28 protein-coding genes and 1 tRNA gene are annotated in these 26,551 nt (G+C 63.1%); 20 read left to right on the forward strand and 9 right to left on the reverse strand.

The genetic code is table 11. The features are described 5' to 3' along the window. Positions 1–20 precede the first annotated feature (20 nt). The 4 genes from ribH (at position 21) to hisF (ending at position 2,519) form a co-directional block, all read left to right on the forward strand. The gene (gene ribH, locus ABD059_RS15775) at positions 21–500 is read left to right on the forward strand and encodes a 6,7-dimethyl-8-ribityllumazine synthase (protein WP_343881770.1); all 480 of its coding nucleotides are present in this window, start codon (positions 21–23) and stop codon (positions 498–500) included. A gap of 63 nt (positions 501–563) precedes the next feature. Continuing rightward, entirely contained in the window at positions 564–827 is a 264-nt protein-coding gene (locus ABD059_RS15780; protein WP_196867420.1) for a phosphoribosyl-ATP diphosphatase, read from the forward strand. A 70-nt stretch (positions 828–897) separates the two neighbouring features. Then, positions 898–1,740: an ATP phosphoribosyltransferase gene (gene hisG / locus ABD059_RS15785; RefSeq protein WP_343882161.1), complete on the forward strand. Its 843-nt coding sequence runs from the start codon at positions 898–900 to the stop codon at positions 1,738–1,740. A gap of 8 nt (positions 1,741–1,748) precedes the next feature. Beyond that, positions 1,749–2,519 (forward strand): imidazole glycerol phosphate synthase subunit HisF, encoded by a 771-nt coding sequence (gene hisF, locus ABD059_RS15790; protein WP_019482419.1) that lies wholly within the window; start codon positions 1,749–1,751, stop codon positions 2,517–2,519. Between the two features lie 101 nt (positions 2,520–2,620). Here hisF and ABD059_RS15795 read toward each other — a convergent pair whose 3' ends face one another. Next, complete coding sequence (locus tag ABD059_RS15795; protein ID WP_343882163.1) at positions 2,621–3,268, reverse strand: TIGR03085 family metal-binding protein; 648 nt, start codon at positions 3,266–3,268, stop codon at positions 2,621–2,623. Between the two features lie 120 nt (positions 3,269–3,388). On the opposite strand from ABD059_RS15795, the gene hisI reads away from it, so the two are divergent. The 11 genes from hisI to pyk all read left to right on the forward strand — a co-directional run bounded on the left by hisI (position 3,389) and on the right by pyk (position 18,523). Further along, the gene (gene hisI / locus ABD059_RS15800) at positions 3,389–3,832 is read left to right on the forward strand and encodes a phosphoribosyl-AMP cyclohydrolase (protein ID WP_343881775.1); all 444 of its coding nucleotides are present in this window, start codon (positions 3,389–3,391) and stop codon (positions 3,830–3,832) included. Positions 3,833–3,848: 16 nt separating this feature from the next. Continuing rightward, a complete protein-coding gene (locus ABD059_RS15805; protein ID WP_343881777.1) occupies positions 3,849–5,420 on the forward strand; it encodes an anthranilate synthase component I in 1,572 nt (523 codons plus the stop codon). Beyond that, complete coding sequence (locus ABD059_RS15810) at positions 5,417–6,064, forward strand: Trp biosynthesis-associated membrane protein (protein WP_343881779.1); 648 nt, start codon at positions 5,417–5,419, stop codon at positions 6,062–6,064. Before ABD059_RS15805 ends, ABD059_RS15810 begins: the two co-directional genes overlap by 4 nt. A 160-nt stretch (positions 6,065–6,224) precedes the next feature. Next, entirely contained in the window at positions 6,225–6,473 is a 249-nt protein-coding gene (locus tag ABD059_RS15815) for an HGxxPAAW family protein (RefSeq protein WP_377959699.1), read from the forward strand. Further along, positions 6,474–7,298: an indole-3-glycerol phosphate synthase TrpC gene (gene trpC, locus ABD059_RS15820; protein ID WP_343881783.1), complete on the forward strand. Its 825-nt coding sequence runs from the start codon at positions 6,474–6,476 to the stop codon at positions 7,296–7,298. Positions 7,299–7,341: 43 nt separating this feature from the next. Then, positions 7,342–8,676, forward strand: coding sequence for a tryptophan synthase subunit beta (trpB, locus tag ABD059_RS15825; protein ID WP_343881785.1), 1,335 nt, complete (start codon positions 7,342–7,344; stop codon positions 8,674–8,676). Beyond that, entirely contained in the window at positions 8,673–9,473 is an 801-nt protein-coding gene (gene trpA, locus ABD059_RS15830) for a tryptophan synthase subunit alpha (RefSeq protein ID WP_343881787.1), read from the forward strand. Before trpB ends, trpA begins: the two co-directional genes overlap by 4 nt. A 3-nt stretch (positions 9,474–9,476) precedes the next feature. Continuing rightward, complete coding sequence (gene lgt, locus ABD059_RS15835) at positions 9,477–10,529, forward strand: prolipoprotein diacylglyceryl transferase (RefSeq protein WP_343881789.1); 1,053 nt, start codon at positions 9,477–9,479, stop codon at positions 10,527–10,529. 273 nt (positions 10,530–10,802) lie between these two features. Next, positions 10,803–15,509, forward strand: a complete 4,707-nt coding sequence (gene gltB / locus ABD059_RS15840; RefSeq protein WP_343881791.1) for a glutamate synthase large subunit — start codon at positions 10,803–10,805, stop codon at positions 15,507–15,509. Beyond that, positions 15,502–16,959 (forward strand): glutamate synthase subunit beta, encoded by a 1,458-nt coding sequence (locus ABD059_RS15845; protein ID WP_343881793.1) that lies wholly within the window; start codon positions 15,502–15,504, stop codon positions 16,957–16,959. Before gltB ends, ABD059_RS15845 begins: the two co-directional genes overlap by 8 nt. 70 nt (positions 16,960–17,029) lie before the next feature. Then, positions 17,030–18,523 carry a pyruvate kinase gene (gene pyk, locus ABD059_RS15850; protein ID WP_343881795.1) on the forward strand — a complete coding sequence of 498 codons (1,494 nt, stop codon included), beginning with the start codon at positions 17,030–17,032 and terminating at the stop codon, positions 18,521–18,523. Between the two features lie 81 nt (positions 18,524–18,604). Here pyk and ABD059_RS15855 read toward each other — a convergent pair whose 3' ends face one another. Beyond that, a complete protein-coding gene (locus ABD059_RS15855; RefSeq protein ID WP_019482407.1) occupies positions 18,605–19,207 on the reverse strand; it encodes an ANTAR domain-containing response regulator in 603 nt (200 codons plus the stop codon). Positions 19,208–19,365: 158 nt separating this feature from the next. Between ABD059_RS15855 and ABD059_RS15860 the strand changes: the two genes are divergently transcribed. Further along, positions 19,366–19,447 (forward strand) — tRNA-Leu (locus ABD059_RS15860). Positions 19,448–20,087: 640 nt separating this feature from the next. Continuing rightward, a complete protein-coding gene (locus ABD059_RS15865) occupies positions 20,088–20,618 on the forward strand; it encodes a hypothetical protein (protein ID WP_343881798.1) in 531 nt (176 codons plus the stop codon). A 102-nt stretch (positions 20,619–20,720) separates the two neighbouring features. On the opposite strand, the gene ABD059_RS17790 is transcribed toward ABD059_RS15865, so the two are convergent. Next, a complete protein-coding gene (locus tag ABD059_RS17790; RefSeq protein WP_377959688.1) occupies positions 20,721–21,050 on the reverse strand; it encodes an IS3 family transposase in 330 nt (109 codons plus the stop codon). Positions 21,051–21,160: 110 nt separating this feature from the next. Further along, on the reverse strand, positions 21,161–21,343 hold the full coding sequence (locus ABD059_RS15870) for a transposase (RefSeq protein ID WP_343881800.1): 183 nt from the start codon (positions 21,341–21,343) through the stop codon (positions 21,161–21,163). A 452-nt stretch (positions 21,344–21,795) separates the two neighbouring features. On the opposite strand from ABD059_RS15870, the gene ABD059_RS15875 reads away from it, so the two are divergent. Then, positions 21,796–22,383, forward strand: a complete 588-nt coding sequence (locus tag ABD059_RS15875) for a DUF3267 domain-containing protein (protein ID WP_343881801.1) — start codon at positions 21,796–21,798, stop codon at positions 22,381–22,383. A gap of 515 nt (positions 22,384–22,898) precedes the next feature. Here the strand turns inward: ABD059_RS15875 and ABD059_RS15880 are convergent. Next, on the reverse strand, positions 22,899–23,153 hold the full coding sequence (locus tag ABD059_RS15880) for a hypothetical protein (protein ID WP_343881803.1): 255 nt from the start codon (positions 23,151–23,153) through the stop codon (positions 22,899–22,901). Next, a complete protein-coding gene (locus tag ABD059_RS15885) occupies positions 23,150–23,362 on the reverse strand; it encodes a hypothetical protein (protein ID WP_343881805.1) in 213 nt (70 codons plus the stop codon). The genes ABD059_RS15880 and ABD059_RS15885 overlap by 4 nt, the downstream gene beginning before the upstream one ends. Before the next feature lie 386 nt (positions 23,363–23,748). Between ABD059_RS15885 and ABD059_RS15890 the strand changes: the two genes are divergently transcribed. Continuing rightward, a complete protein-coding gene (locus ABD059_RS15890) occupies positions 23,749–24,870 on the forward strand; it encodes a serine hydrolase domain-containing protein (RefSeq protein WP_343881807.1) in 1,122 nt (373 codons plus the stop codon). A gap of 189 nt (positions 24,871–25,059) precedes the next feature. Here ABD059_RS15890 and ABD059_RS15895 read toward each other — a convergent pair whose 3' ends face one another. After that, complete coding sequence (locus ABD059_RS15895; protein WP_343881809.1) at positions 25,060–25,257, reverse strand: hypothetical protein; 198 nt, start codon at positions 25,255–25,257, stop codon at positions 25,060–25,062. A gap of 181 nt (positions 25,258–25,438) precedes the next feature. Here ABD059_RS15895 and ABD059_RS17795 point away from each other — a divergent pair, with 181 nt between their 5' ends. Then, positions 25,439–25,747 (forward strand): helix-turn-helix domain-containing protein, encoded by a 309-nt coding sequence (locus tag ABD059_RS17795; protein ID WP_377959689.1) that lies wholly within the window; start codon positions 25,439–25,441, stop codon positions 25,745–25,747. On the opposite strand, the gene ABD059_RS15900 is transcribed toward ABD059_RS17795, so the two are convergent. After that, entirely contained in the window at positions 25,630–26,061 is a 432-nt protein-coding gene (locus tag ABD059_RS15900) for a hypothetical protein (protein WP_343881811.1), read from the reverse strand. The two genes, ABD059_RS17795 and ABD059_RS15900, sit on opposite strands and share 118 nt — an antisense overlap. Then, positions 26,058–26,551: hypothetical protein (locus ABD059_RS15905; RefSeq protein WP_343881813.1), on the reverse strand; the 494-nt coding region annotated here is incomplete at its 5' end. The genes ABD059_RS15900 and ABD059_RS15905, both read right to left, overlap by 4 nt.

The raw sequence follows: 26,551 nt of genomic DNA on the forward strand, positions 1-26,551 counted from the left end.
CCTACCGAAAAGAGACCCTCATGAGCGGCCACGGCGCACCAGCCATCGATCTCAGCCACCTATCCGGAAAGGGGCACCTTCGCCTCGTCGTCGTCGCCGCCAGCTGGCACACGGAAATTATGGACGGATTGCTTGCTGGCGCGCTCCGGGCCGCCACGGATGCCGGAATCCAGCCGACAGTGGTCCGGGTTCCCGGCAGCTTCGAACTGCCGGTCGCTGCCGCCCGGCTGGCACCGCACTTCGACGCGGTGGTGGCGCTCGGCGTCGTCATCCGCGGCGGCACCCCGCACTTCGACTATGTCTGCCAGGCGGCCACCTCAGGTCTTACCGACGTCAGCGTCAGTTCCGGAAAGCCCGTAGGCTTCGGCGTCCTGACCTGCGACACGGAACAGCAGGGCCTGGACCGGGCGGGCCTGCCCGGGTCCAGCGAGGACAAAGGCTACGAGTCGGTGGCCGCCGCGTTGACCACCGCCGCGGTCCTGGACGGCTGGCAGGGGTAGAGCTTTGTCACACCGAACTCACCGAATGAGGCTCAATGCTGCCAACCCAGTAACGTTGGCAGTGTGAAAAGCTTCGAATCCCTCTTCGCTGAACTCAGCGCCAAAGCCATCGACCGCCCGGACGGGTCGCGGACCATCGCCGAACTCGACTCGGGTGTCCACGGCATCGGCAAGAAAGTGGTCGAGGAAGCCGCCGAGGTGTGGATGGCCGCCGAGTACGAATCCGACGAGGCTGCGGCCGAGGAAATCTCCCAGCTGCTCTACCACCTGCAGGTCCTGATGATCGCCAAGGGTCTGACGCTGGACGACGTGTACAAGCATCTCTAGGCACCCTTCCGCCAGGATCCAGGTGCCCCAGCAGCAGACCTCCCCCGAAACCTTCAGCGAAAGAACCCCCATGCTTCGTGTAGCAGTCCCCAATAAGGGCGCCCTGTCCGAGTCAGCCTCCGCCATGCTTGCGGAGGCTGGCTACCGTCAGCGCCGCGACACCCGTGAACTGGTCCTCGAAGACCCCGACAACGGTGTCGAATTCTTCTTCCTCCGACCCCGCGATATCGCGGTCTACGTAGGGTCCGGGACCCTCGACGTCGGGATCACCGGCCGCGACCTGTTCCTGGACGCCGACGTCGACGCCGAAGAGCGGCTGACACTGGGCTTCGGCGCCTCGACTTTCCGGTTCGCCGGACCGGTAGGTCACTTCAGCAATGTCGCGCAGCTCGACGGCAAGCGGCTGGCGACCAGTTATGACGGACTCCTGCGCCGGCATCTCGCCGACCACGGCGTCAACGCGACAGTGGTGCGGCTCGACGGTGCCGTCGAATCGTCGGTCCGGCTCGGTGTCGCCGACGCCATCGCCGACGTCGTCGAAACCGGCAACACGCTCAAGGCCGCGGGAATGGAAATCTTCGGCGACCCGATCCTGCGTAGCGAGGCCGTCCTGATCGGACGCAGCGGCGACACCCCGGCCGGCCTCGACGTGCTGATCCGCCGCCTGCAGGGTGTCCTCGTGGCACGGCAGTACGTGCTGATGGACTACGACATCCGCAAGGACCTGGTCGACGCAGCGGCAGCCCTCACGCCAGGCCTCGAATCGCCGACGGTGTCCCCGCTCCGCGACTCTGACTGGGTGGCCGTCCGGTCCATGGTGCTGCGCAGCCAGACCAACCGCATCATGGACGAGCTGTACGAACTCGGCGCCCGCGCCATTCTCGTCAGCACCATCCACGCCTGCAGGGTCTAGGGGCAGCCATGGGTGTGGCCATTCGGGTTATCCCGTGCCTCGACGTCGACGCGGGTCGCGTTGTCAAGGGCATCAATTTCGCCGACCTGCGGGACGCCGGTGACCCGGTGGAGCTCGCGCACCGGTACGACCGAGCCGGCGCCGACGAACTGACGTTCCTCGACGTCACCGCGTCCTCCGGCAACCGGGACACCACGTTCGACGTCGTCGCCCGCACCGCTGAGGAGGTCTTCATCCCGCTGACGGTCGGCGGGGGAGTCCGCGGGATTGCCGACGTCGACAAGCTGCTGCGGTTCGGGGCCGACAAGGCATCGATCAACACGGCAGCCGTTAGTCGCCCGGACGTCATCGACGAGATCTCCAGCCACTTCGGATCGCAGGTTCTGGTGCTCTCGCTTGATGCGCGGCGCGTGCCCGGGGGCGGGACGCCGTCGGGCTTCGAAGTGACCACCCATGGGGGCCGTCAGGGCACAGGGATCGACGCCGTGCAGTGGGCCAGGGAAGCAGCGGACCGTGGGGTGGGCGAGATTCTCCTCAACTCGATCGACGCCGACGGCACCAAGGCCGGATTTGATCTGGAGATGATCCGCGCGGTGCGGGCCGCCGTCAAGGTTCCGCTGATCGCCTCCGGCGGCGCCGGCTTGCCCGAGCACTTTCCGCCGGCAGTGCAGGCCGGAGCTGATGCGGTGCTCGCGGCGTCGGTGTTCCACTTTGGACCCCTGGACGCTATTGCCCAGGTCAAGAAGGCCATCAGCGACGCAGGCTTCCCCGTCCGCTAGTGGGGATGTGCAGCTGTGGCGGGTGACCACAACTGTCCAAGGTGTTCGACGGCGAAGGGGATCGTCGGCCGTCGGGCAGGAAAAGGGCGGGCCCTGGGGAGTTAGAGGCCGACCTCGGCGCTATCGAGCAGTGCGACGGCGTCAGGCTGGCCTTCGAATGTCACGAGGGCATGGCGGGTCCGACCGTGGGCGTGCATGAGGAGCTCCCCGGGATCGCCCTTGATGGCAACCGACACCGGGGCCCGCTTGGCCACATGGCGCACACCATCCGCCCGAACCAGCACGATACCCAGGTCCACGCCCCGGTACAGGATGGCGGCGCGTTTGATCAGGTCGTCCCAGAGGGCGTTTGAGTAGTCCTCATCGAGGGCGCGGGGCGCCCACCGGCTCCGCGCGCGGCGGACATCTTCGGTATGCACAAAGTATTCGATCAGATTGGCGCTGGCATCGAGCGACTTTGATCGCTTCAGAGGTGAGTAGAACGGGTGCCCGGCACGGAAATCCTCGACCAGCTTCCGGTAACCGGCGGCAGAATCGGCTGTGGCGGACAGCTTTCGCACCGATTTCTCCGATACAGCGGCCAAGGGCTTGATAACCATGGCAAGGCTGACAGCAGGTCGGTGTTCCCGCAGATATAAGTGGGCTGCCAACTCTTTGGTCTGCCAGCCATCACACAACGTGGGCGAGTGGGGCCCTGCTGCGAGGAGCGTTTCGGCCAAGACTTCACGGGAAGGTTCTACATATTGCATCACTGCTGAAACTAGCACGATCCGCTACTTTTTGGCACGAAGAACCACCGGAGCGACCGTCCTGATGGGCTATTAGCCTCCGTCCCCTGGCCACCAACGAGCGCGATAGAATTGACGACGATGCCAACACACACCGACACCACGCCAGCGCCTGATTATTCCGCGGGAAAAACCCTCGATCCGGGGATCGCCGCGGCCCTCAAGCGAGACCCCGCCGGGCTGGTCGCTGCAGTGATCCAACAGTATGATTCGGGCGAGGTGCTGATGCTCGGCTGGATGGACGACGAAGCGGTCCACCGGACCCTCACCACGGGGCGGGTCACCTTCTTTTCCCGGTCCCGGAACACCTACTGGCGCAAGGGCGACACCTCCGGTCACATCCAATGGGTCCAATCGGTGGCCCTGGACTGCGACGGGGACGCCCTCCTGATCCGCGTCGACCAGGTCGGCGCCGCCTGCCACACCGGCACCCGGACCTGCTTCGATGGCAGGGGCCTCGACGTCGTCGTCGCCCAGAGCCTATCCTCGGGCAGTTCCCACGAAAACTCTCCCACCGCCAGCTGAAAGAGCACACACATTCATGCAGGAACTTGGAGTCATCAGCCCCAGCCTTGCCGAGTTCCGCGAGCTCGCCACGGAGCGTCGGGTAGTACCCGTGCACCTGAAGGTGCTGGCGGACGCCCACACCCCGATTGCCATTTACCGCAAGCTAGCCAACGGTGAGCCCGGGACGTTCCTGATGGAATCGGCAGCCGTCGGGGGCGTGTGGTCGAGGTACTCCTTCATCGGCGCCCACTCACGGGCGACGCTAACCAGTCTCGACGGGGAAGCACACTGGCTGGGTGAGCCGCCCGCGGGAGTTCCCACCTCAGGTAGCCCGGTCGAAGCCCTCCGTCAGACCATTGAGGCATTGCGCACCCGACGGTTCGACAACCTGCCGCCGTTCACCTCCGGGCTGGTTGGCTTTATCGGCTGGGAGTCGGTCCGTCATTGGGAGCGGCTCACCAGCCCCCCGGAGGACGATCTTTTCCTCCCCGAGCTGGCCATGTGCCTGGTAACCGACATGGCGGTGCACGACAACTCGGAGGGCACCCTCACCCTGGTTGCCAATGCCATCAACTTCGACGGAACCAGCGACCGGGTGGACGAAGCCTGGCACGACGCCGTCCAGCGGATCCGGGTCATGCTCACCAAGCTGGGTGAGGCTGCCGAACAGCCGGTGTCGGTATTGCAGGACGGGTCGGTGGACACCGCCGAGCTGTTGTCCCGGGTCGATGAGCGCTGGGACAAGCCCAAGTATCTCGCCGCAATCGAGCGGGGCAAGCGAGCCATTGTCGACGGCGACGTCTTCCAGGTGGTCATTTCACGCCGCTTCGAACTCGACTGCCAGGCGTCCCCCCTCGACGTCTACCGAGTGCTGCGCAACACCAATCCCAGCCCCTACATGTATCTGTTCAGCCTTGCTGACGCCGATGGCAGGGAATACTCGATTGTCGGATCCTCCCCGGAGGCACTGGTCACAGTCACCGGCAAGGACGTCATCACCCACCCGATCGCGGGATCCCGTCCGCGCGGCCAGACGCTCGAGGAGGATCGCGCCCTGGCCGATCAACTCCTGGCGGACGAAAAAGAACGCGCCGAACACCTCATGCTGGTGGATCTGGCCCGCAACGACATCTCCAAGGTCTGTGTCCCCGGGTCAGTGGACGTCACCAAGTTCATGGAAGTGGAGCGGTTCAGCCACATCATGCACCTGGTGTCGACCGTCGTCGGATCACTGGCTCCCGACAAAACCGCCTACGATGTCCTCGCCGCCACCTTCCCCGCCGGAACACTCTCGGGTGCGCCCAAACCCCGGGCGCTGCGTCTGATCGACGAGGTTGAACCTCACCGCCGGGGCATCTACGGGGGAGTGGTGGGCTACCTCGACTTCGCCGGCGACATGGACCTGGCGATTGCCATCCGGTCCGCGCTGCTCCGTGAGGGCCGCGCCTACGTGCAGGCCGGCGGCGGAATCGTTGCCGACTCGGTTCTTGAGGACGAGGCGCAGGAAACGGTCAACAAAGCGGCGGCGCCGCTCCGGGCCGCCCTGATTGCCTCAAGTCTCAGGCCTGTCTCCGCAACTGACCTTCAGGAGGTGCCCACCGCATGAATACCGCTTCAGGAACACCGCACACGACCGGCCCACACCACGGGAACACCCCAGCAGCCCCGCGGGCCTGGCAGCGCAAGGGCACCGTGATTCTTGCCACGGTGATCTTTTCGCTCATCGCTTTTGCCAGTACCACCCAGACCTGGTTGACGGTGATCCTGCCGCAGGATGCCGTCCAGACTCCAGACCTGCAGATCCCCGGCAGCGACGCCGCCACCGCCGTCACCGCATTCGCGCTGGTGGCGCTGGCCGCAGCACTGGCCGTCTCCATCGCCGGCCGCATCGCCCGGATCCTGGTGGTGGCGATCCTGTTTATCGCCGGTGTCGGCATCGCCTGGAACAGCCTGCTCGTGGTGGCGGATCCCACCGGCGCGGCGGCCCCCGCCATTGGGGAAGCACTCGGCGTCAGCACCGACAGCGGTGCCGGACTCATTCTGACCCTTTTCCCGTGGCTGGCCGCAGTCGCCGGGCTGGGCCTGATCGGCGCCGCCGTGTGGATGCTTCTCGCCAGCCGCAGCTGGAACCGCTCCATGCGGTATGAGAAGGTAGCCGCCGGTGATTCGCCGGCCCGGAAGACGACCGCCCACTCGGACGAGATCGACAGCTGGGACCAGTTGACCAAGGGAAAAGATCCCACCAGCTAAACCGGGTGAGGGCAGACCGCGGTCGCCCTGAACTAATGGCAGAATGGACAGTAGACCAGTTTCAAGGAGAGTCACCATGGCCAAAGACGCCACAGCTAACGCATCCACCCGGACCGCTTCGACAGAGCACCCGGAGAACTCCAAGCAGAACCACGCCTCGATGCATGACGAAACCATCGGGCATGGCAATAGCCCCGCCGCGTGGACCTGCGTCCTGATCATGCTGGCAGGTGCCGCCGTCTCGTCGTTCGCCTATGTCTTCGCCAGCACCGAAGGGAACTTCAACGCTGGCACGGTCCTGTTTTGGATCGGCATTGCGGTCATGGTGGTCGGTCTCGCTGCCGGTTTCGTCATGAAGCGGGCAGGCTACGGCGTCGGCGGTTCGAAGCTGAAGGGCAAAGACGACTAGGTGAGCGTTCTCGACGACATTATTGCGGGCGTCCGGGAGGACCTCGCGCCGCGGGTTGAGGCACGTCCGCTGGAGCAGTTGCGCGACGACGCCGCGGCCGCCCCGGCGCCCCGCGATGCCTATGCGGCCCTGAGTGGTGACGGCTCGGGGATCACCTTGATCGCCGAGGTGAAACGGCGCAGCCCCTCAAAAGGTGCGCTGGCCGACATTGCGGACCCGGCAGCACTGGCGGTCCGCTACGAAACGGGCGGGGCCGCCGTCGTCAGCGTCCTCACCGAACAACGCCGGTTCGGGGGGTCCCTCGCGGACCTCGACTCGGTGCGCGCTGCCGTCGACCTCCCGCTGCTGCGCAAGGATTTCACGGTTGACGAGTACCAAATCTGGGAGGCTCGTGCCCACGGCGCCGACCTGATCCTGCTGATCGTCGCTGCACTTACCGATGAGGAGCTTGCAGGTTTCCTCGCGCTCACCCACGAGCTGGGGATGAACGCGCTGGTCGAAACCCACACGGACGTCGAGGTTGAACGGGCCGTTGCGGTGGGGGCCAGGATCATCGGAATCAACGTGCGCAACCTCAAGACGCTTGACATTGACCGGTCAGTCTTCGGACCACTGGCCGGAGGAATCCCCGCGGGCACACTGATCGTCGCCGAGTCTGGTGTGCGGGACGTGGCCGACGTCGAGCGGTTCGCCTCGGATGGGGCAGACGCCATCCTGGTTGGCGAGGCGCTGGTTCGCCACGACAACCCCGAAGACACCATCGCGGCGTTCCTCAACGCCGGCCGCAGTGCGCGACTGGTCGACCAGGACCAGCCGACCGCCTAACCACCGGTACGCAGCACACCACCACAACAGGACAGGCAAGCTCATGACCGATTCGCCACAGGCAGCCAACGCATCCACCGGGGTCACCACCGACACGGCCGAGGCCTTCCTCGACCCGACGGCAAGCCTCCGCCACGCCCCGGGACCCTACTTCGGCGAGTACGGCGGCCGGTGGATGCCTGAGTCCCTGATCGCTGCCCTGGATGAGCTGACCGACACCTTCGACAAGGCCAAAGCCGATCCCGAGTTCACCGCCCAGGTGGCCGAACTGAATCGCACCTATGCCGGTCGGCCGTCGCTGCTTACCGAGGCGAAACGGTTCGCCGAGTATGCCGGGGGAGTGCGGATCTTCCTCAAGCGCGAAGACCTCAACCACACCGGGTCCCACAAGATCAATAACGTGCTGGGTCAGGCGCTGCTCGCCAAGCGGATGGGCAAAACCCGGGTCATCGCCGAAACCGGCGCCGGTCAGCATGGCGTGGCCAGTGCCACCGCCGCGGCCCTGATGGGTCTCGAGTGCGTCGTCTACATGGGTGCCGAAGACTGCCGCCGACAGGCGCTGAATGTTGCCCGGATGGAGCTGCTGGGCGCCACAGTGATCCCGGTGACCAGCGGGTCACAGACGCTCAAGGACGCGATCAACGAGGCGTTACGCGACTGGGTGGCCAACGTCGATACCACCCACTACCTCCTCGGCACCGCTGCCGGAGCGCACCCGTTCCCATCAATGGTCAGGTTCTTCCACGAAGTCATCGGTGAAGAAGCCCGCGAGCAGATGCTGGCGGAAACCGGCAAGCTGCCCGACGCTGTCTGCGCCTGCATCGGTGGCGGGTCCAATGCCATCGGCATGTTCCACGGGTTCCTCGACGACCCGGCGGTGGCCCTGTACGGCTTCGAGGCCGGCGGTGACGGTGTCGAGACCGGTCGGCACGCGGCGACCATCACGCTCGGACGCCCGGGTGTGCTGCACGGCGCCCGTTCCTACCTGATGCAGGACGACGACGGCCAGACCGTTGAGTCCCACTCCATCTCAGCCGGACTCGACTATCCGGGCGTGGGCCCCGAACACGCGTACCTTGCCGACATTGGCCGGGTCAGCTACGAACCGATCACCGACGCCGAGGCCATGGACGCTTTCCGCGTGCTGTGCCGCAGCGAAGGAATCATCCCGGCCATCGAGACAGCCCATGCTTTGGCGGGTGCCATCAAGGTGGGCCAGCGGCTTGCTGCTGAGGGTGGAGATCCGGCCGAGAAGATTGTGCTGATCAACCTTTCGGGCCGGGGTGACAAGGACGTGGCGACCGCCGCCGAATACTTCGACCTGTTGCCAGATGACAGCGCCGAATCCGAAATCGGGAAAGAGGGAGAACAGCTGTGACCACCCAGACCACGAGCAAAGCCGCCGCAGCGATCGACCGGGCACGCGACGCCGGGCGAGCGGCCCTGATCGGTTACCTGCCTGCGGGCTTCCCTGATGTTCAGACCACGATTGATGCTGCGTTGGCGATGGCGAACAACGGCGTGGACCTGATCGAGATCGGCATCCCCTACTCCGACCCCGTCATGGACGGCCAGGTCATCCAGGACGCGACGGTGCAGGCGCTCAAGAACGGGTTCACCGTCGAGCGGATCTTCGACATTGTCGAGGGCATCACCTCCCAAACCGACGCTGCCGTGCTGGTGATGACCTACTGGAACCCGGTGATGCAGCTGGGCGTCCGCGAATTCGCCCGGCGCCTGCACGAGGCTGGCGGGGCGGGGCTGATTACCCCCGACCTCATCCCCGATGAGGCCGGGGCATGGATTGCCGCCTCCGACGAGTTCGGCCTGGACCGGGTCTTCCTCGTGGCGCCATCCACCAGCCCTGAACGCATGGAACGCACGGTCAAGGCGAGCCGCGGGTTTGTCTACGCCGTGTCGATCATGGGTATCACCGGTGCACGGACGGCAGTCAGCTCGGCGGCGCGCGCCGTCGTCGACGCCGCCCACGGCGCGGGTGCCGACCGCGCCTGCGTGGGACTGGGCGTGTCAACGGCGGCCCAGGTCAAGGAAATCGCCGCCTACGCGGACGGGGTGATCGTGGGTACTGCCCTCGTTGCTGCCCTGCGCGACGGCGGTGTCGAGGCCGTCTCGGAATTGACCAAGGATCTCAGTAGCGGAACGGGAAAGAGCTAACCTATGGGTATCTCGAGCACCATCGGGGCGCTTCCCCTCAGTATCCCAAGCCCGCCAGCGGAGTGGGCGTCCTTCAGCCTTGGTCCGTTGACGCTCTACACGTACGCCCTGTGCATCCTGGCCGGTATTGTTCTGGCGCTGATGCTGACGGTGTCCCGATGGAAGCGGTACGGCGGCAACCCGGACGTCGTCTGGGACGTGGCCATCTGGGCCATCCCCTTCGGCATCCTTGGCGGCCGGCTCTACCACGTGTTCTCCTCACCGGACGCCTATTTCGGTCCCGACGGCGACCTGGCACGGATACCGCGGATCTGGGAGGGCGGCCTGGGCATTTGGGGCGCCATCGCCCTGGGCGCCGTCGGCGCCTGGATCGGCTGCCGCCGGTCGGGGGTCCGGCTGAGCGCCTTCGCCGATGCCGCCGCACCCGGCATCCTGCTCGCGCAGGCAGTGGGCCGGCTGGGCAACTGGTTCAACCAGGAACTTTTCGGTGCCCCCACCACCCTGCCCTGGGGCCTGGAGATCGATCCGGAGAACGCCAACTTCCCCGACGGCGTCCCCGTGGACACCCTGTTCCACCCGACCTTCCTGTACGAGCTGCTGTGGAACCTCGCCGGCGTCGCGCTCCTGCTGCTCCTCGACAAGAGGTTTGGTCTGCGCGGCGGAATGATGTTCTGGGCCTACGCCGCCTTCTACACGGCGGGCCGCGTCTGGATCGAAGCTCTCCGCATCGACGACGCCGAACTGGTCACCCTCTTCGGTGTCACCCAGCGGTTGAATGTCTGGACCAGCATCCTGGTGCTGCTCGGCGCGATCGCTGTCCTGATCTATCTCGGTACGAAACGCAAGGGTGCCGACACGCCGTCCCTGTATCTGCCAGGGCGTGAACCGTCTGCCGTGGACTCGCCGGACGACACCACTGACACCCACCGTGCCGACACAGACGAAACGAAATCCACCACCCGTGGTAATCTCGTCGAAACAAACGGAAGTGATGAACCTCTCTCCGAGCGGGACAGCACCGATCCGAAAAAGCGGGAGAACGATTCCCGACCCTAGCGTCCAGGGCCACCGCCCACACTGGACACACCGCCACAGTGACGTGGCTCCGGCGCCCCGGCGGAACACCCCTCTCCTGGCGCACCGGATCTGGCGGGTGCCTCCGGTGCCCAGTTGTTCTGCAATCGTTGTCCCAGGAACCTCCCGGGAAGCGTCAGTCACGCCATAGAATTCTGCTAACAAGTTCGTTTAGTGCGCAGCCCACTCGGGTTGCAGACCTGGGGCCAAGGCCGTCCCCTCCCGACGCTCCATTCTGGGGGAAGGACACTACCTATGAATGCTCCCACTTCCGGCAACCCCACCGCCGGCGCTTCCACACACACCTCGGACAACGGGCCATCGGCCCGTCCCGAGCAGGATTCTTCGATCGTTGAGGACGTCGCCGCCGGGGCATCCGCTCCCGTGGCCGACCAGCCCGCCGTCGTCTCACCCTTCGACCGGTTCTCCGCCATTCCCGAAGCCACCGGACTGTACAACCCGGAGAACGAGAAGGATGCGTGCGGCCTGGCCGTGATCGCCACCCTCCGGGGCGAACCGGGCCACGACATTGTCGACCATGCGTTGACCGCGCTTCGCAACCTGGAACACCGGGGTGCAGTAGGCGCCGACGAGGGGACGGGCGACGGCGCAGGCCTCCTCACCCAGGTGCCCGACGAGTTCTTCAGGGCCGTCGTCGGCTTCGACCTTCCACCTGCCGGCCAGTACGCCGTCGGGACCGCTTTCCTTCCCGCCGAAGGACGTGAGGAAGAAACAGCCCGCGCCGGGCTGGAAGCGATCGTCGAGTCCGAGGGCCTCACCGTCCTGGGCTGGCGGGACGTGCCAATCGAGGCCGACCTGGTCGGTGCCATGGCCCGCGCCTGCATGCCCCATTTCGTCCAGCTCTTCCTGGCGCCAGCCGAGGGCACGGCAGACGCCGTCGATATTGATGCGCTGGCGTTCCGGGTCCGCAAGCGCGCCCAGAACAAGCTCGGTGTCTACTTCCCCTCGCTGTCCTCGAAGACCATGGTCTACAAGGGCATGCTGACCACCGCGCAGCTCGAACCGTTCTACCCCGACCTGTCGGACCCGCGTTTCAAGACCAAGCTCGGCATTGTCCACTCCCGGTTCTCCACCAACACCTTCCCGTCCTGGCCGCTGGCGCAGCCGTTCAGGACCATCGCCCACAACGGCGAGATCAACACGGTCAAGGGGAACCGGAACTGGATGCGGGCCCGCCAGTCGCAGCTCTCCCACAGCCTGCTCGGCGATGATCCCGAAGAGTTGTTCCCCATCTGCACCCCCGGGGCGTCGGACTCGGCGTCGTTCGATGAGGTCGCCGAACTGCTGATGCTCTCCGGCCGGCCCATCACCCACGCCATCATGATGATGATCCCGGAGGCGTGGGAAAACCACTCCACCATGGATCCGGCCCGTCGTGCGTTCTACCAGTACCACTCGATGCTAATGGAGCCGTGGGACGGCCCAGCCGCAGTGTCCTTCACCGACGGCACTCTGGTCGGGGCGGTCCTGGACCGCAACGGCCTCCGCCCCGCACGCTACTGGGTGATGGAGGACGGACTGGTGGTGCTCGCCTCCGAGGTGGGGGTCATCGACATTGAACCCTCCAAGGTGGTCCACAAGGGCAGGGTATCCCCGGGCAAGATGTTCCTCGTCGACACCGAGGAAGGCCGCGTCATCGAGGACCAGGAGATCAAGGCCGAGATCGCCTCCGCCAATCCCTGGGGCGAGTGGGTCAAAGACAACCTGCTGCACCTGAAGGACCTCCCCGAGCGGGAGCACGTCCTGCACACCAAAGCCTCCATCAACCGCCGCCAGCGCACCTTCGGCTACACGCAGGAGGAGCTGCGGATCCTGCTCGGACCGATGGCCAAGGCCGGCGCTGAACCGCTCGGCGCGATGGGCTCCGACACGCCGGTGGCCGTGCTGTCCAAGCGCCCCCGGCTGTTGTTCGACTACTTTGTCCAGTCCTTTGCCCAGGTCACCAACCCGCCGCTGGATTCCATCCGTGAGGAACTGGTCACTTCGCTGCGGGCGTCGCTGGGGCCCAACGGCAATCTCCTGTCCACCAAGCGGGTGCACGCCAAACAGGTAGGGCTCTCCTTCCCGGTCATCAACAACGACGAGCTGGCGAAGATTGCCAACATGTCCAACGATGACGGCGAACGCATCAGCATGAAGGTGCGCGGCCTGTACCGGCCCGACGGCGGGGAGGCCTCCCTGCGGGCGCGGCTCACCGAGATCTGCGAGCAGGTTTCCAGCGCCATCAACCGGGGCATCCAGTACATCGTCCTGTCGGACCGCGACTCGAACGCGCAGTGGGCGCCGATCCCGTCGCTGCTGCTCACCAGCGCCGTCCATCACCATCTCCTGAGGAGCGCCAACCGGACCAAGACCTCCCTGGTGGTCGAGGCGGGGGACGTCCGTGAAGTGCACCATGTGGCAGCACTGATCGGGTACGGGTCCTCCGCGATCAACCCGTACCTGGCGATGGAGAGCTGCGAGGAACTGGTCCGCAACGGTGACATCACCGGCGTGACCGCCGAACAGGCGGTCGCCAACCTGATCAAGGGCCTCGGCAAGGGCGTCCTGAAGATCATGTCCAAGATGGGCATCTCAACGGTCGGCTCCTACTGTGGCGCACAGACCTTCGAGGCCCTCGGCCTGGGCCAGGAACTGGTCGACGAGTACTTCCACGGCACGCAGACCCAGCTCGGCGGCGTCGGGCTGGACGTGATTGCTGCCGAGACGGCAGCCCGTCACGCCAGTGCCTACCCGGAGGACGGGATTGACGATCCGCACCGGAGTCTCGACAACGGTGGCGAATACCAGTGGCGCCGCGAGGGTCCACCGCACCTGTTCAACCCGGAGACCGTCTTCCGGCTGCAGCATGCCACCCGCGAGCGACGCTACGACATCTTCAAGAAGTACACCAGCGGCGTCGACGACCAGGCCAAGGAACTGATGACCCTGCGCGGGTTGCTGCAGTTCAAGGACGGCGTGCGCGAACCGGTGCCCATCGACGAGGTGGAACCAGTCTCCAGCATCGTCAAGCGATTCTCCACCGGGGCCATGAGCTACGGGTCCATCTCCCAGGAGGCCCACGAGACGCTGGCCATCGCCATGAACCGGTTGGGCGGGAAGTCCAACACCGGTGAAGGCGGCGAGGATGTTGACCGGTTGCTCGATCCTGAGCGTCGTTCCGCCATCAAGCAGGTGGCCTCGGGCCGGTTCGGTGTGACCAGCCTCTACCTGACCAACGCCCAGGACATCCAGATCAAAATGGCGCAGGGAGCCAAGCCCGGCGAGGGCGGTCAGCTGATGAGCCAGAAGGTCTACCCCTGGGTAGCACGCACCCGGCACTCAACCCCGGGCGTGGCGTTGATTTCGCCACCGCCGCACCACGACATCTACTCGATCGAGGATCTTGCCCAGCTGATCTACGACCTCAAACGGTCCAACCCATCAGCCCGGGTCCACGTCAAACTGGTCTCCGAAGTGGGGATCGGCACTGTCGCAGCGGGCGTCACCAAGGCCAAGGCCGACGTCGTCCTCATCTCCGGGCACGACGGCGGCACCGGTGCCAGCCCACTGAACTCCCTCAAACATGCCGGGGTGCCGTGGGAATTGGGCCTCGCTGAAACGCAGCAGACCCTGATGCTCAACGGACTTCGCGACCGGGTCGTGGTCCAGGTGGACGGTCAGCTGAAGACCGGTCGCGACGTCGTCATCGCCGCCCTGTTGGGTGGTGAGGAATTCGGTTTCGCCACCGCACCGCTGGTGGTCTCCGGCTGCATCATGATGCGCGTCTGCCACCTGGACACCTGTCCTGTGGGCGTGGCCACCCAGAACCCCGAACTGCGGTCCCGGTTCACCGGCAAGCCGGAGTTTGTGGTCAACTTCTTTGAGTTCCTCGCCGAGGAGGTCAGGGAAATCCTGGCCAGCCTGGGCTTCAGGTCCATCGAGGAGGCGATCGGCCACAGTGAATCACTCGATGCCCGCAAGGCCATCGATCATTGGAAAGCCGATGGACTGGATCTTGACCCGATCCTGCGCGGCAACGAGTTCGGTGACGACGCGCCGATGCGGAACATGACCACCCAGAACCACGAGTTGGATCAGCACTTCGACCGTAAGCTCATCGAAATGAGCGGCGACGCGCTGGACAACCGCGCGCCGGTGAGGATCTCGGTCGATGTGGTCAACACCGACCGTTCGGTGGGCACCATGCTGGGCCACGAGGTGACCCGGCGGTTCGGCGTCGACACCCTTGCCACCGACACCATCGACGTCACCCTGACCGGTCAGGCGGGTCAATCCCTGGGTGCATTCCTGCCAGCGGGAATCACCCTCAGGCTGTTCGGCGACTCGAACGACTACGTGGGCAAGGGACTCTCCGGCGGGCGGATCATTGTCCGTCCGGACCGGTCCAACGTGTTCGCCGCCGACCGCAACGTCATTGCCGGCAACGTGATCGGCTACGGTGCCACCAGCGGGGAGATTTTCCTCCGGGGGCAGGTGGGGGAGCGGTTCCTGGTGCGCAACTCGGGTGCCACGGCGGTGGTTGAAGGAATCGGCGACCACGGCTGCGAGTACATGACCGGCGGGCAGACCTTGATCCTGGGTCGAACCGGCCGCAACTTCGGGGCAGGGATGTCCGGTGGTACCGCCTACGTGCTGGACCTGAACCGGCGGCGCATGAACATCCAAAGCCTTGAGAACGGCGAACTCAAACTGGTTGATCTCGATGCCGAGGATATCGAAATAGTGCGTCAGTTGATGATCAAGCACGTTGAAGAGACCGAATCGAACCTCGCAACGCACCTGTTGGAGAATTTCGATGACACGATTGCCCGCCTTACCAAGGTGCTGCCGCGTGACTACGCAGCGGTCCTCGACGCGCGGGCGACGGCCATCGAAGATGGGCTTGACCCCGACGGTGAAGAAGCTTGGACCCGAATCTTGGAGGTAACCGGTGGGTGATCCACGCGGATTCATGAAGGTACGCGAACGCCAGACCCAACCCCGCAGGCCTGTGCCAGTGCGAATCATGGACTGGAAGGAAGTCTACGAGGCGCAGGAAAAGGGCGTCCTCAAGGCCCAGGCCGGACGCTGCATGGACTGCGGCATCCCGTTCTGCCATCAGGGCTGCCCGCTGGGTAACCTGATCCCGGAATGGAACGACCTCACCTACCGGGACAAGGGTAGGGAAGCGATTGAGCGGCTGCACGCCACCAACAACTTCCCCGAGTTCACCGGCAGGCTGTGCCCGGCGCCCTGCGAGGCGTCCTGCGTGCTGGGGATCAACCAGCCGCCGGTCACCATCAAGCAGGTGGAAGTTTCGATCATCGACGAAGCCTTCGCCGAGGGCTGGGTTGAGGCGCACCCGCCGGAACGACTGACGGACAAGACCATCGCCGTCGTCGGCTCCGGACCGGCTGGCCTGGCCGCAGCGCAGCAGCTGACCCGGACCGGTCACACGGTGGCGGTGTACGAGCGTGACGACAAGATCGGTGGGCTCCTGCGCTACGGGATCCCCGATTTCAAGATGGAGAAGAGCCACCTGGAGCGGCGTCTCGAGCAGATGCGCGCCGAGGGGACCCGATTCCGGACCGGCGTCGAGGTGGGACGCGATATCAGTTGGGACCAGCTGCGGCGCCGGTACGACGCCGTCGTGGTGGCCACCGGTGCCACGATCCCACGTGACCTGCCCATTCCTGGCCGGGAACTCGAGGGTGTCCATTTCGCGATGGATTACCTGGTGCAGGCCAACCGGGTGAGTGCAGGCGGGGTCGTCGAGGACCAGATTCACGCGGAGGGCAAGCACGTGGTGATCCTCGGTGGCGGCGACACTGGCGCGGACTGTCTGGGTACCGCTCACCGGCAGCGCGCAGCATCGGTGACGACCCTGGCGATTGGCCAACAGCCTCCCGCGGACCGTGCGGCGCACCAGCCGTGGCCCACGTTCCCGACCCTCTTCGAGGTTGCCAGCGCACATGAGGAAGGTGGCGAGCGGACCTACCTTGCGTCCACCGTCGAATTTGTCGGCGAGAACGGCAAGCTGACGGCCATTCGCGTAGCCGAGACCGAGTTCGTGGACGGTCGCCGCGTGCCGAAAGCTGGCACCGAACGTGACATCCCGGCGGACCTGGTGTTCCTGTCACTTGGCTTCACCGGACCGGAACCGGCCGGTATCACCGAGCAGGTGCAGGCAGAGTTCGATGAACACGGCAATATTGGTCGGGACGGTTACTACATGACCAACACGCCCGGAATTTTCGCGGCGGGCGATGCTGGCCGCGGACAGTCACTGATCGTCTGGGCTATCGCGGAGGGGCGCGCTTGCGCCGCGGCAGTGGATCAGTGGCTGATGGGGAAGACCAAGCTGCCAGCACCGGTGGCTCCTACCGACCGGGCCATGGCAGTTCTCTGAGTGCACGTAGTCGCGGGCAGGCCGCCGCGCACCCAACACCATCTACTACAAGACGACTAGGCTAGGTTTCATGAGACGCGCAAAAATTGTTGCAACATTCGGCCCCGCGATCGCGAGCTATGAGAACACGGTGGCGGTGTTGAAAGCCGGTGTTGATGTTGCCCGGATGAACATGAGCCACGGCGATCACGCGGTGCATAACCAGACCTACGAGTATGTGCGGCAGGCTTCGGAAGAGCTGGGCCGTCCCGTGGCGATCTTCGCTGACCTTCAGGGGCCGAAGATCCGCCTCGGGCGATTTGTTGACGGCCCGCACGTGCTTGCTCCCGGAGACACCTTCACCATCACCACCGACGACGTCGAGGGCACGCAGGACATTTGCTCCACCACCCACCTCGGCCTGCCCAACGACGTCAACGTGGGCGACACCCTGCTCATCGATGACGGCAAGGTTGCGATGCGTGCGACTGCGGTCGACGGCACGAACGTTGTTGCAGTTGTCACCGTCGGCGGGGCTGTATCAAACAACAAGGGCATCAACCTTCCCGGCGTCGCGGTGAGCGTGCCGGCGATGAGCGACAAGGATGAGGCCGACCTGCGGTGGGCCATCCAGCGTGGCGTCGACATGGTGGCACTGTCCTTTGTCCGGAACGCGTCCGACGTCGTCCGCGTCCACGAGATCATGGACGAAGAGGGCCGCCGGGTCCCGGTGATTGCGAAGATCGAAAAGCCTCAGGCTGTCGACGCCATCGAAGAGATCATCGACGCGTTCGACGCCATCATGGTGGCCCGAGGCGACTTGGGTGTGGAGCTGCCGCTCGAAGAGGTTCCCATTGTGCAGAAGCGGGCCATCGAGCTCGCCCGTCGTTGGGCCAAACCGGTGATCGTGGCTACCCAGGTGCTGGAGTCAATGATTGACAACCCGCGGCCCACGCGCGCGGAGGCGTCTGACTGCGCCAACGCGGTCCTTGACGGCGCCGACGCCGTCATGCTTTCCGGCGAGACCAGTGTGGGCAAGTACCCCATGGAGACCGTCCAGACGATGGCGAACATTATCGAGTCGACTGAGAAGCATGGTCTGGACCGGGTACCTCCCTTGGGTAGCAAGCCGAAAACCCGTGGCGGTGCGATTACCCGTGCGGCAGTGGAGATCGCCGACCAGCTGGACGCGAAGTACATCTGTACCTTCACCCAGTCCGGTGACTCGGCACGTCGCCTGTCGCGCCTGCGGCCCACCAAGCCGGTATTCGCTTTCACCCCGGTTCAGTCAACCCTGAACTCGATGGCAATGATCTGGGGGATCCAGCCGATGCTCGTGGAGTTCGTCGAGCACACTGACCAGATGACCGCCCAGGTGGATCGCGTGCTCTTCGAACAGGGCCTCGTGGAGCCTGATGACCTGGTGGTCATCGCTGCCGGTTCGCCTCCCGGGCAGGCTGGGTCCACGAACTCGATCAAGGTGCACAAGGTCGGCGACATCGCCGACGCCGGTCAGCTCCCCAACGGCTACACGCCGAACAAAGAGAAGGTCGGCCCGTGGCCGGTCAAAAACAAGCGCAAGTAACCTAGTAGACAAAAGAAGGACCCCGCCGTTTTTTATCGGCGGGGTCCTTCTTTTGTTCGGCGTGTGTTGTTCAGAGTGGGGCTAGTTGACCTGGTTGATGATGGTCTCGGCAACCTCGCGCATGCTGAGACGGCGGTCCATCGAGGTCTTCTGGATCCAGCGGAAGGCCTCGGGCTCGGTGAGGCCCATCTTGGTGGTGAGTAGGCTCTTGGCGCGCTCCACGAGCTTGCGGGTGGCGAACTGTTCCTGGAGGTCCGAGACCTCATTTTCCAGTGCCTTGATCTCTTCGTGGCGGGAGAGCGCAATCTCGATGGCAGGGATCAGATCAGCTGGCGTGAACGGTTTGACCACGTAGGCCATGGCACCGGCGTCGCGTGCCCGCTCAACCAATTCCTTTTGGCTGAAGGCGGTCAGGAGCACAACGGGGGCGATGCGTGCCTTGACGATCTGTTCGGCTGCGGTGATGCCATCCATGACGGGCATTTTCACGTCCATCAGCACCAGATCGGGCTTGTGCTCTTTGGCCAGTTGGACGGCCTTTTCGCCGTTGTCGGCTTCGGCGACGACGTCGTATCCTTCGCCACGGAGGATCTCCACGATGTCCAGACGGATGAGGGTTTCATCTTCGGCAACAATCACGCGCCGCGCAACACCCGAGACGGTTGACTCGTTGGATTCAGACACAGCAGGCTCCTTGTTCAATCAATCAGATTTGCCCGGCAGGGCAGTGCCTTGCCGGTTCACTAAAACAGCCTATCGGCATGTAGAGTAGTTTCGCGCACTGACGAAGACTTGAGTACTCCATTTGGTCTTACCTGGATCTTTTGTCGGGGCGCCGGTTGGCCCGAATGGCGGAATTGGCAGACGCGCTGCACTCAAAATGCAGTATCGAAAGATGTGTGGGTTCAAGTCCCACTTCGGGCACACGTTTCCCCTTGTCAGAGGCTGTTTCGCTCTCTGACTGTGCACAAACCGGCTCAGATGGTGAACAGGGTGTGCCTGTTTCGGTGGCTGAATTGCAGTCTTCCTGTGAAGGGTCGACTCCTTTCTCTCCTCGAGCCCTTGGTGGGCTTTCTTACTACTTCATGGGGGGGTACTGCTCCGGGTACATGACTTTCGGGAGAGTTTTCACCGAGTCTTTCCTCTTGGTACCGTTCTGGGTGTTAGGGGCCGCAGTGCAACTTGGGGAACTGGGAGATGGCCGAAATTTGGCGAGGAAGTAAGCGACGGAGGAACGCATACAAGGAGGGTCCTATTGGCCGTTTGACCCAAGCTCGTCGGGTGAATGCATCAGACTGCAGGTCCTTGACGCGCATCGGACGGATTGAGCGTTGCAGCCAAAGGTTGGCAAGACCGGTCAGGCTCGAGGAGACCTCTGTTTACCAGACTGAAAACAAGGCGAATCAATCCGAATAGTTGGCTTGACTCCGCTTATGTAACCCTCTGGATAGGTGTGCAACATCTAATGTCATGCTGGGGGATCGATGCTTACGTCCGTCGCGGCAACCCGCCGTTAGCGGTACGGATGAGCGCAGCGGACCCGCGGCCGCTTTAGTCTGATTGCATGGACAACTCAACTCTGGAGATCATTACTGGGATTGCTGTCCCTGCCGCTGCGATCATCATTTCCACGTGGGTCGCAGTCGGCCTCGCGAAGTCGGAGCGCATCGCCGCCGCGGCCGCCCGATCTGAAGAGCGCAGTGATGGAGCCTTTGTTCGAGCACTAATTGCTCTCGCGACGCTGAACACCATCAACCTCCGAGCCGAGTCAGTAGCTGAACCGCTTAGGGACCTCCGCGTCGGCCTCACCCTGTTGGAGGCATCGAGCCCGAAACACGACAATGGCCTGCTCACCGAATGGTTTGAGGCAGAGCGGGTCGCTGGCCTATCCCAGAGTACGGAATCCACGCGGAAGCTCGCCCTGGCCCCGAAAACCCCTAGCAGCGATGCAGACGTTGAGGTGATCGTTGCCGCAGGGGCCCCGTTGAACACATGGGCCCGAAACTTCGCGAACAACCTCCGTTTGTGGCGGCGGAAGGGTGCGACGGAGGCGCAGCTTAAGGAACTCATCGCAAACGCCGCGAGCTTGCACTGAGCATGGCTGACCTGACCGGACAAAGCGACAGTCATGACGAAATACAAAGACGATCTCTTGGCAGCGATATACGCAAGTCGATGGAACTTCCGGTGAACCAGGTCATCGGCTGTAGCGACGCCCTGAAGCCTTCTCCCCTTCGCAGGGCCCCGGTAATCTCACGATCTTCGCGTCCGACATGAGTAGGGCGACCAGCCGTTCGCTGACCTTTATGCCAATCCCGAGGGCTAGCTCAGCATGGACCCGGCGGGACCCATAGGTTTGTCTTGACGCCGTGTGAACCTCACGGATCAGCCCGGTCAGCCACTGCCTGCGCATATGCGTCGCTGATAGTGGACGCTTCCTATACTTGTGATGACCAGCGCTACTCACCTCTAGGAACCGGCAGTAAAGCCTAACCCGATGACCTGTCTCGACGAGCGCATCGATCATCGGGTGAACCCTTTTGGGTTGGGTCGGACCTCCTCGAACAGCTTCGATGCCGCCCTCAGAATCGCTACTTCTTCCTTGAGCAGGCGGATTCGCTTTCTCGCTATCACCAGCTAGATGCTCTCCGGCGTCGTGACGCCGGTGCGTTCGCCTCGGTCGATCTGATCTTGCCGAACCCAGTTATGGATCGCGGCAGCGCTGACACCGAGTTCGACTGCCGCTGTCGTGATGGGTTTGCCGGCCCGCACGAGCTCGACAGCTCTTCTTCGGAACTCAAACGGAAAGGGACGTGGCATAGGTGAAACCTCTCAGAAGGAGCCCAATCCTCAGACCATAGCCGGTAACCAAACCGTGGGACACGTCAAAGTGTCAAGCAAACCTTCAGCAGTCCCCACCGACGTCAATGCGAAGTGGCACCCCGCCCACGAACGACAGCTGGAGTCCCTGAAAAGATCCGACCTTGTGGTGCTTGGTTGGAGCCACTACCTGCACTGGACGCACCCCCGAGAAATAGCTCAAACGCTCGAACGGTTCTTGCGGTGAGCAGCATCATCGGCAGCGGCTCCGCACAGGGGTACGCCGTGGGACAAAGGCATGGGATAGGGGCAACGCGTCTAGGTGTACTCAGTACATCTAGGTGGAGGGGACTGCACCCAATCCGGAGGTCGTATGGGATCACCATGTCCGTGGCTGGCCGGATACGGATTTCCAACTAGGAAGTGTTCAATGGATTTCAAGGGAGATAGAAATGAAAGATCAGTCCAAGGTGCGGGATACGGCCGAACTGCCAACTAGCTATGTGAGACACATAACGATCGACTTTAAAAAGGACAGGAAGTTCGCTGCCGCGGTCCAAGGGATTTTCGTGCTGGTGGTTTTGCTCGCCCTTGGCGCCGCGTTGGTACTCGATGTTCCTGCAGCTACGTCGTGGGGGCCGGCCGTTACCATCCCGGTGACGCTGGCTGCGTGCCTTATCTATATGGCGGTCCACGAGGTGACGCACGGAATCGTCCTCCAGTTATTGACTAAGGTAAAGCCTTCCTACGCAGTGCGCTTTCCCTTCCTGACCACCGGAAACCATGCCTTCCTGACCCGCCGGAGCGCGGTGCTTGTCGCCCTCGCCCCGAGTGTCTTTTGGGGGATAGTGCTGGGCCTTGGGCTGCTCACACTTCCGCAGGATTATCTGCTGAGCGCATACATCCTGCTGACCTTGAACTTCGCCGGATCCGCCGGGGACTTCCTCGAGACCTATGTCGTCACAAGGCAGCAACAGGACGTTCTCATCAAAGACGACGGAAAACTGATCCACGTGTTTATCCCGGAAACACGAAATTGACAGCAGAAAGCTCACCAAGGATGCCCAGCTGAAGTTTCGCTTCCTCCACTGCTAACGGTTCGCGCCAGTGAGTACCGGTCTCGGTGCTGGCGTGACCCGTGAGGGCGATGGAATCGGTGCGAGGTGCGTGCATTTCACGCAAGTGTTTGCGCTTTGGCCGTGCCACTGCCGTCGATCACGGGCATCGCTCGTACCTCGCTGATGCGCATCGTGCTGAGGTGCAGCGTGCCCAGGATCAGGAAAAGCAGGGAAAGCCCGAGGGCTGGCCAAAATGCGGCCGGGTTTGGTGTGTATTGAACAGCGGTTTGACGAGTTCGCCCACGGCTAAGGAGAAGAGATCAGGGTGAAGCCCGAGACGTGGGTAGCCGGCAGCAGTAGCAACCCCGTCTGCTGCTACCTGTAGGTCAGGACGGCGAGGATCAGAAAGGCAAGCATGATTAAGCAAAGGTCCAGGATGAAGATCGAGTAGAGGAAGGCGATCTGTTCTCCGGAGCGCATCAGGGGTAAAAGCATCGCTATCCAGAGGGGATAGAAAAGGAGAGGCGGCAGGATGGCGTCCGGGGCAGGTAGGAGCCGAACCGGTCCCGGTAGGGCAAACTGGAGAAGACCGCGGCGAAGGTGAGCTCCAGCGCATACCAGCGACCACAGGGCCAGGGTGAAGATTGCCAGGTACACGAGGACAGGCCGTTGTAGGCACGCTCGATGACGTAGATGCCGTACGCATAGAAGAGGTACCCCAGCAGCCTCAGAGCTACGATCTGGTGTTTCACCGGTCGCCCTGGGCTGTGACTGCAAAATACAGGAGGCCGAGTGCTGCGGCCACGGAGAGTAAGTCCTGGGAAAAGGCCCCGGGGATAAGTTCTTCGCTGACGATGCCTTCGTAGATTGTGGGGCGCCACAGCCCTGCCGCCGCGGGGCCAAGTGTCAGAACGTTGATGAAGGGCCACAGGGATCGGTGAAGGTTAAGATGAGAAAGCATTGCGCCCTTTCGGATGGGAAGAGCTTGGATGAACACTCTCAGTGCGTGTGCGAGGTGATTCTTTCGGCGCCTCTAATGACGACGGCGGCGCGTTTCGGTGTCAGGCGAAGTTCTTACCGGCAGCGAAGCTTCTCAGGGAGCGTTGGCTGCCGACCGTTATCGATCCACTATGCGGCAGACGTACTGCGAAAATTAGAGCCCAGCGGCCCCTTCGCCGAGGATGGGCCGACCGAATGGATATCTCGCACCTATGTTTAGCCCAAGACCAGGCAACTCGCTCCGCCACAGTTCTGTTGCCGAACCGTTGGCAGACCATGTAACGCTTTACTCCGGGGGCCTGCAGCAAACCTGCAGTATCCCCGTGGAAAACTAGGATCGGGATAGTGATGAGAGCCAAAGGCGTGACTGGGAAAAAGCGCCTTGGCGCGTGGGCTGCCGCTCTACTCATTGGTTGCGCGGCTATCTGGGTAGTGATGTTGGTCCACGATGACGTGGACATGTCGCTTTCGCGCCCAACTAATCTGGAAACGGTTACCGACGCGATCGACTCAGCGGTCCCCGAAGCACTTGAAGCCGAGCGGGTGCCCGGCGCGGCGGTGGCCGTGATTCAGGACGGTGCCGTGGTGTGGAGTCAAGGCTATGGGATGGCCTCTTTGGGTGGTGAAGCAGTCACAAGTTCGACGGTCTTTCAGGTGGGCTCGATCTCGAAGCCGGTGGCCGCAGCAACTGTCCTGGGTCTTGCCGATGAAGCCGTGCTAGATCTTGACACTCCCGTCCGACCGTTGCTGCGCGGCTGGCGGCCCCTCAGTGACTGGCCCGACGCAGACGGAGTAACAGTACGTCGGCTCCTCAGCCACACGGCCGGTATCGGCCAGCCGGGCTACCTCGGCCTGGACCCAGCCCGGCCGCTCCCGGGGACTGCCGAGTCACTCAACGGGGCCACAACGGGCACCGCTGTCACCCAGATACAGGCATCGGGCTCCTATTCATACTCCGGCGGCGGCTATACCCTCGCACAATTAGTGGCGGAGGAGGCCACTGGCCAGTCCTTCGACGAACTGGCCAACCGGTACGTCTTTGAACCAATCGGTCTGGATTCCACCGGCTACGCCTGCACCCAAGATTCCGGCGCCACCCGGTATTGGGCTGCTGGCCACGACACCCAAGGAAGACCAATTGCCCGCTATCGATACGCCGAAATGGCCGCTGCCGGGCTGTGTACCACCGTGGATGATCTTGGCCGGTTTGCTGCCTGGCTGGGTTCAAAAGACGATCACGCAGAACTTATGCGCATCCCCTCCGAGGGGACCAGCGGACGGTATGGCTTGGGTGTTGAGCTATACAAACATAACGGGACGACGACCGCGGGTCATCGAGGAGTTAACCGCGGCTTCCACGCCCAGCTGATAGTGAACCCGGGCGAGGACATCGGCCTCGTCGTGATGACGAACGGCGACAACGGCACCGCGGTGATCGAAGCAGTCCTAAAGGCCTGGCAAGACGCCTGACGATTCCTGGTTGACGACGGGCTGCGTCGCGGGACAGTTCTCGGCAGTGGAACGAGCGATCTGTGCATGGCCTGCCCTGGCGGCTTGAGCCGAACCGGTGGCCCTTGCTACCCGACGCAGCTCAGTTTTTCAATACGAGCGTCCATCGGCCGTTTAATGAAGCACTGGGTCGGCGGACTACCAGTTGGCTCAGCTTCCAGCAGTTAGAGAATCCCATGCTGCTCCAATTATCACACCGATACCTACTCCGATACACGTATTGATGGCAATTCCAGCGCCTCCACCCATAATCACTCCGAATGTTGTTCCGAGGCCAGCGCCGATAGCAACTGCAACTCCGACGATCGTGTTTTGTCGGTTTTTCTTTGATTTGTCTTCTTCAGACATAGCCACTCCTTAATGTTTTGTTCGGGGTGCTGGCTGACCTCCGTCTGTCGCCTGCTTGACTATGTCAACCGTAAATGGCCCCGTCAGGGCGGCTTAATTTGGCCCCAGTTGGCGAATACCGAATTTGAGCGTGACTTGATTGTGGAGAGGACTCAGGAAGGGCGGTTGGCCGCTCACAGCCGTGGCCCCGGGAGGACGGAAGCTGGGTTCGGGCCCAACGCAGATCGGTCGGGCCCGAACCATGATTGAGTCTTGCAGCTACACCACGCAACAGATCGCAGCCACTTTCAAAGTCTCAAGAGCCACTCTGTATCGGAATCTGAGCAAGACAGCGGACCGCCACCATGGTGACGATCCGCTGATGTTCTTTTGTTATGAGTTCTTTGTGCGCTGGGTGAGCAGGATGAATGAACCTGCGGCCAGCGCGGTGCAAACAGGAATCACCAAGTCCGCTACCCCCACTGGGCTGCTTGACTCTGCCCCGGAATAGAAAACGATGAATGCCCAGACTGCGGCCACCGTGAGGGTTACGGCGATTGCTATCACCTTCACGTCCAAGTGGCTCCGCCGAGCAAGAAGATAGCCGACAGCTCCAGCCAGTCCTCCGATAATCACTCCGAGCACAGCTCCCGTGATCACGCTGAACGCTGTAATGCCACTCGTTACCTCCGGAGAGTCGGATCCGGAGTAGAACAGGAGGTATTGGAGGGGGCCCACAACGGCGCCTGTTACCGCTGCTATGGGTAACAGCAAAAGTGCGCGACGTGCGTGTCTTTCGACTGGAGGGTTCAAGGTTTTGCTCAACTGTAACTCCTGGTGTTCAGGACAAGCTGGGTGGCAAACTGAGTCCATTTTATTTTAGCGACTTGGGCGTTTGCTGCGTTCGCAGCGGCTCCCCTGTCCTTGATGACCGTTGCTGCGATTGCGATCCGAACAGGCCAGCCGGAGGGCTTGTAGAAGCTGAAGCTGATCGTTGACCCTGCGCCGTCAAAGTGGCCTGGTGTTGCTCTTAGAGCAAAGTTGGTTGCGCCGGAACTCCGCACCATTTCAACGGGAGCGGGAATGTTGATGAAGGTCAGCGGGCTAGCATTCAGAGTAAATCTGTTTCCTCCTAGTGGGAAGTTTCTCGGTGCGCCCGAGATTGGGAAGGAGCAATTGAAGCACCTGCTGAGCTCGCGGCTCGCGCGCGCTACAGTTTCATTCCCAGGGATGTATGCCCCGTTTCCGGTCCTGGCAATGGCGGTGTGCGAGTACGTCCAGTAGGGGTCGGCCAGGATTGGATACTCATAGTTGC

Source organism: Arthrobacter flavus (genome assembly GCF_039526005.1).
Classification (GTDB): domain Bacteria; phylum Actinomycetota; class Actinomycetes; order Actinomycetales; family Micrococcaceae; genus Arthrobacter_D; species Arthrobacter_D flavus.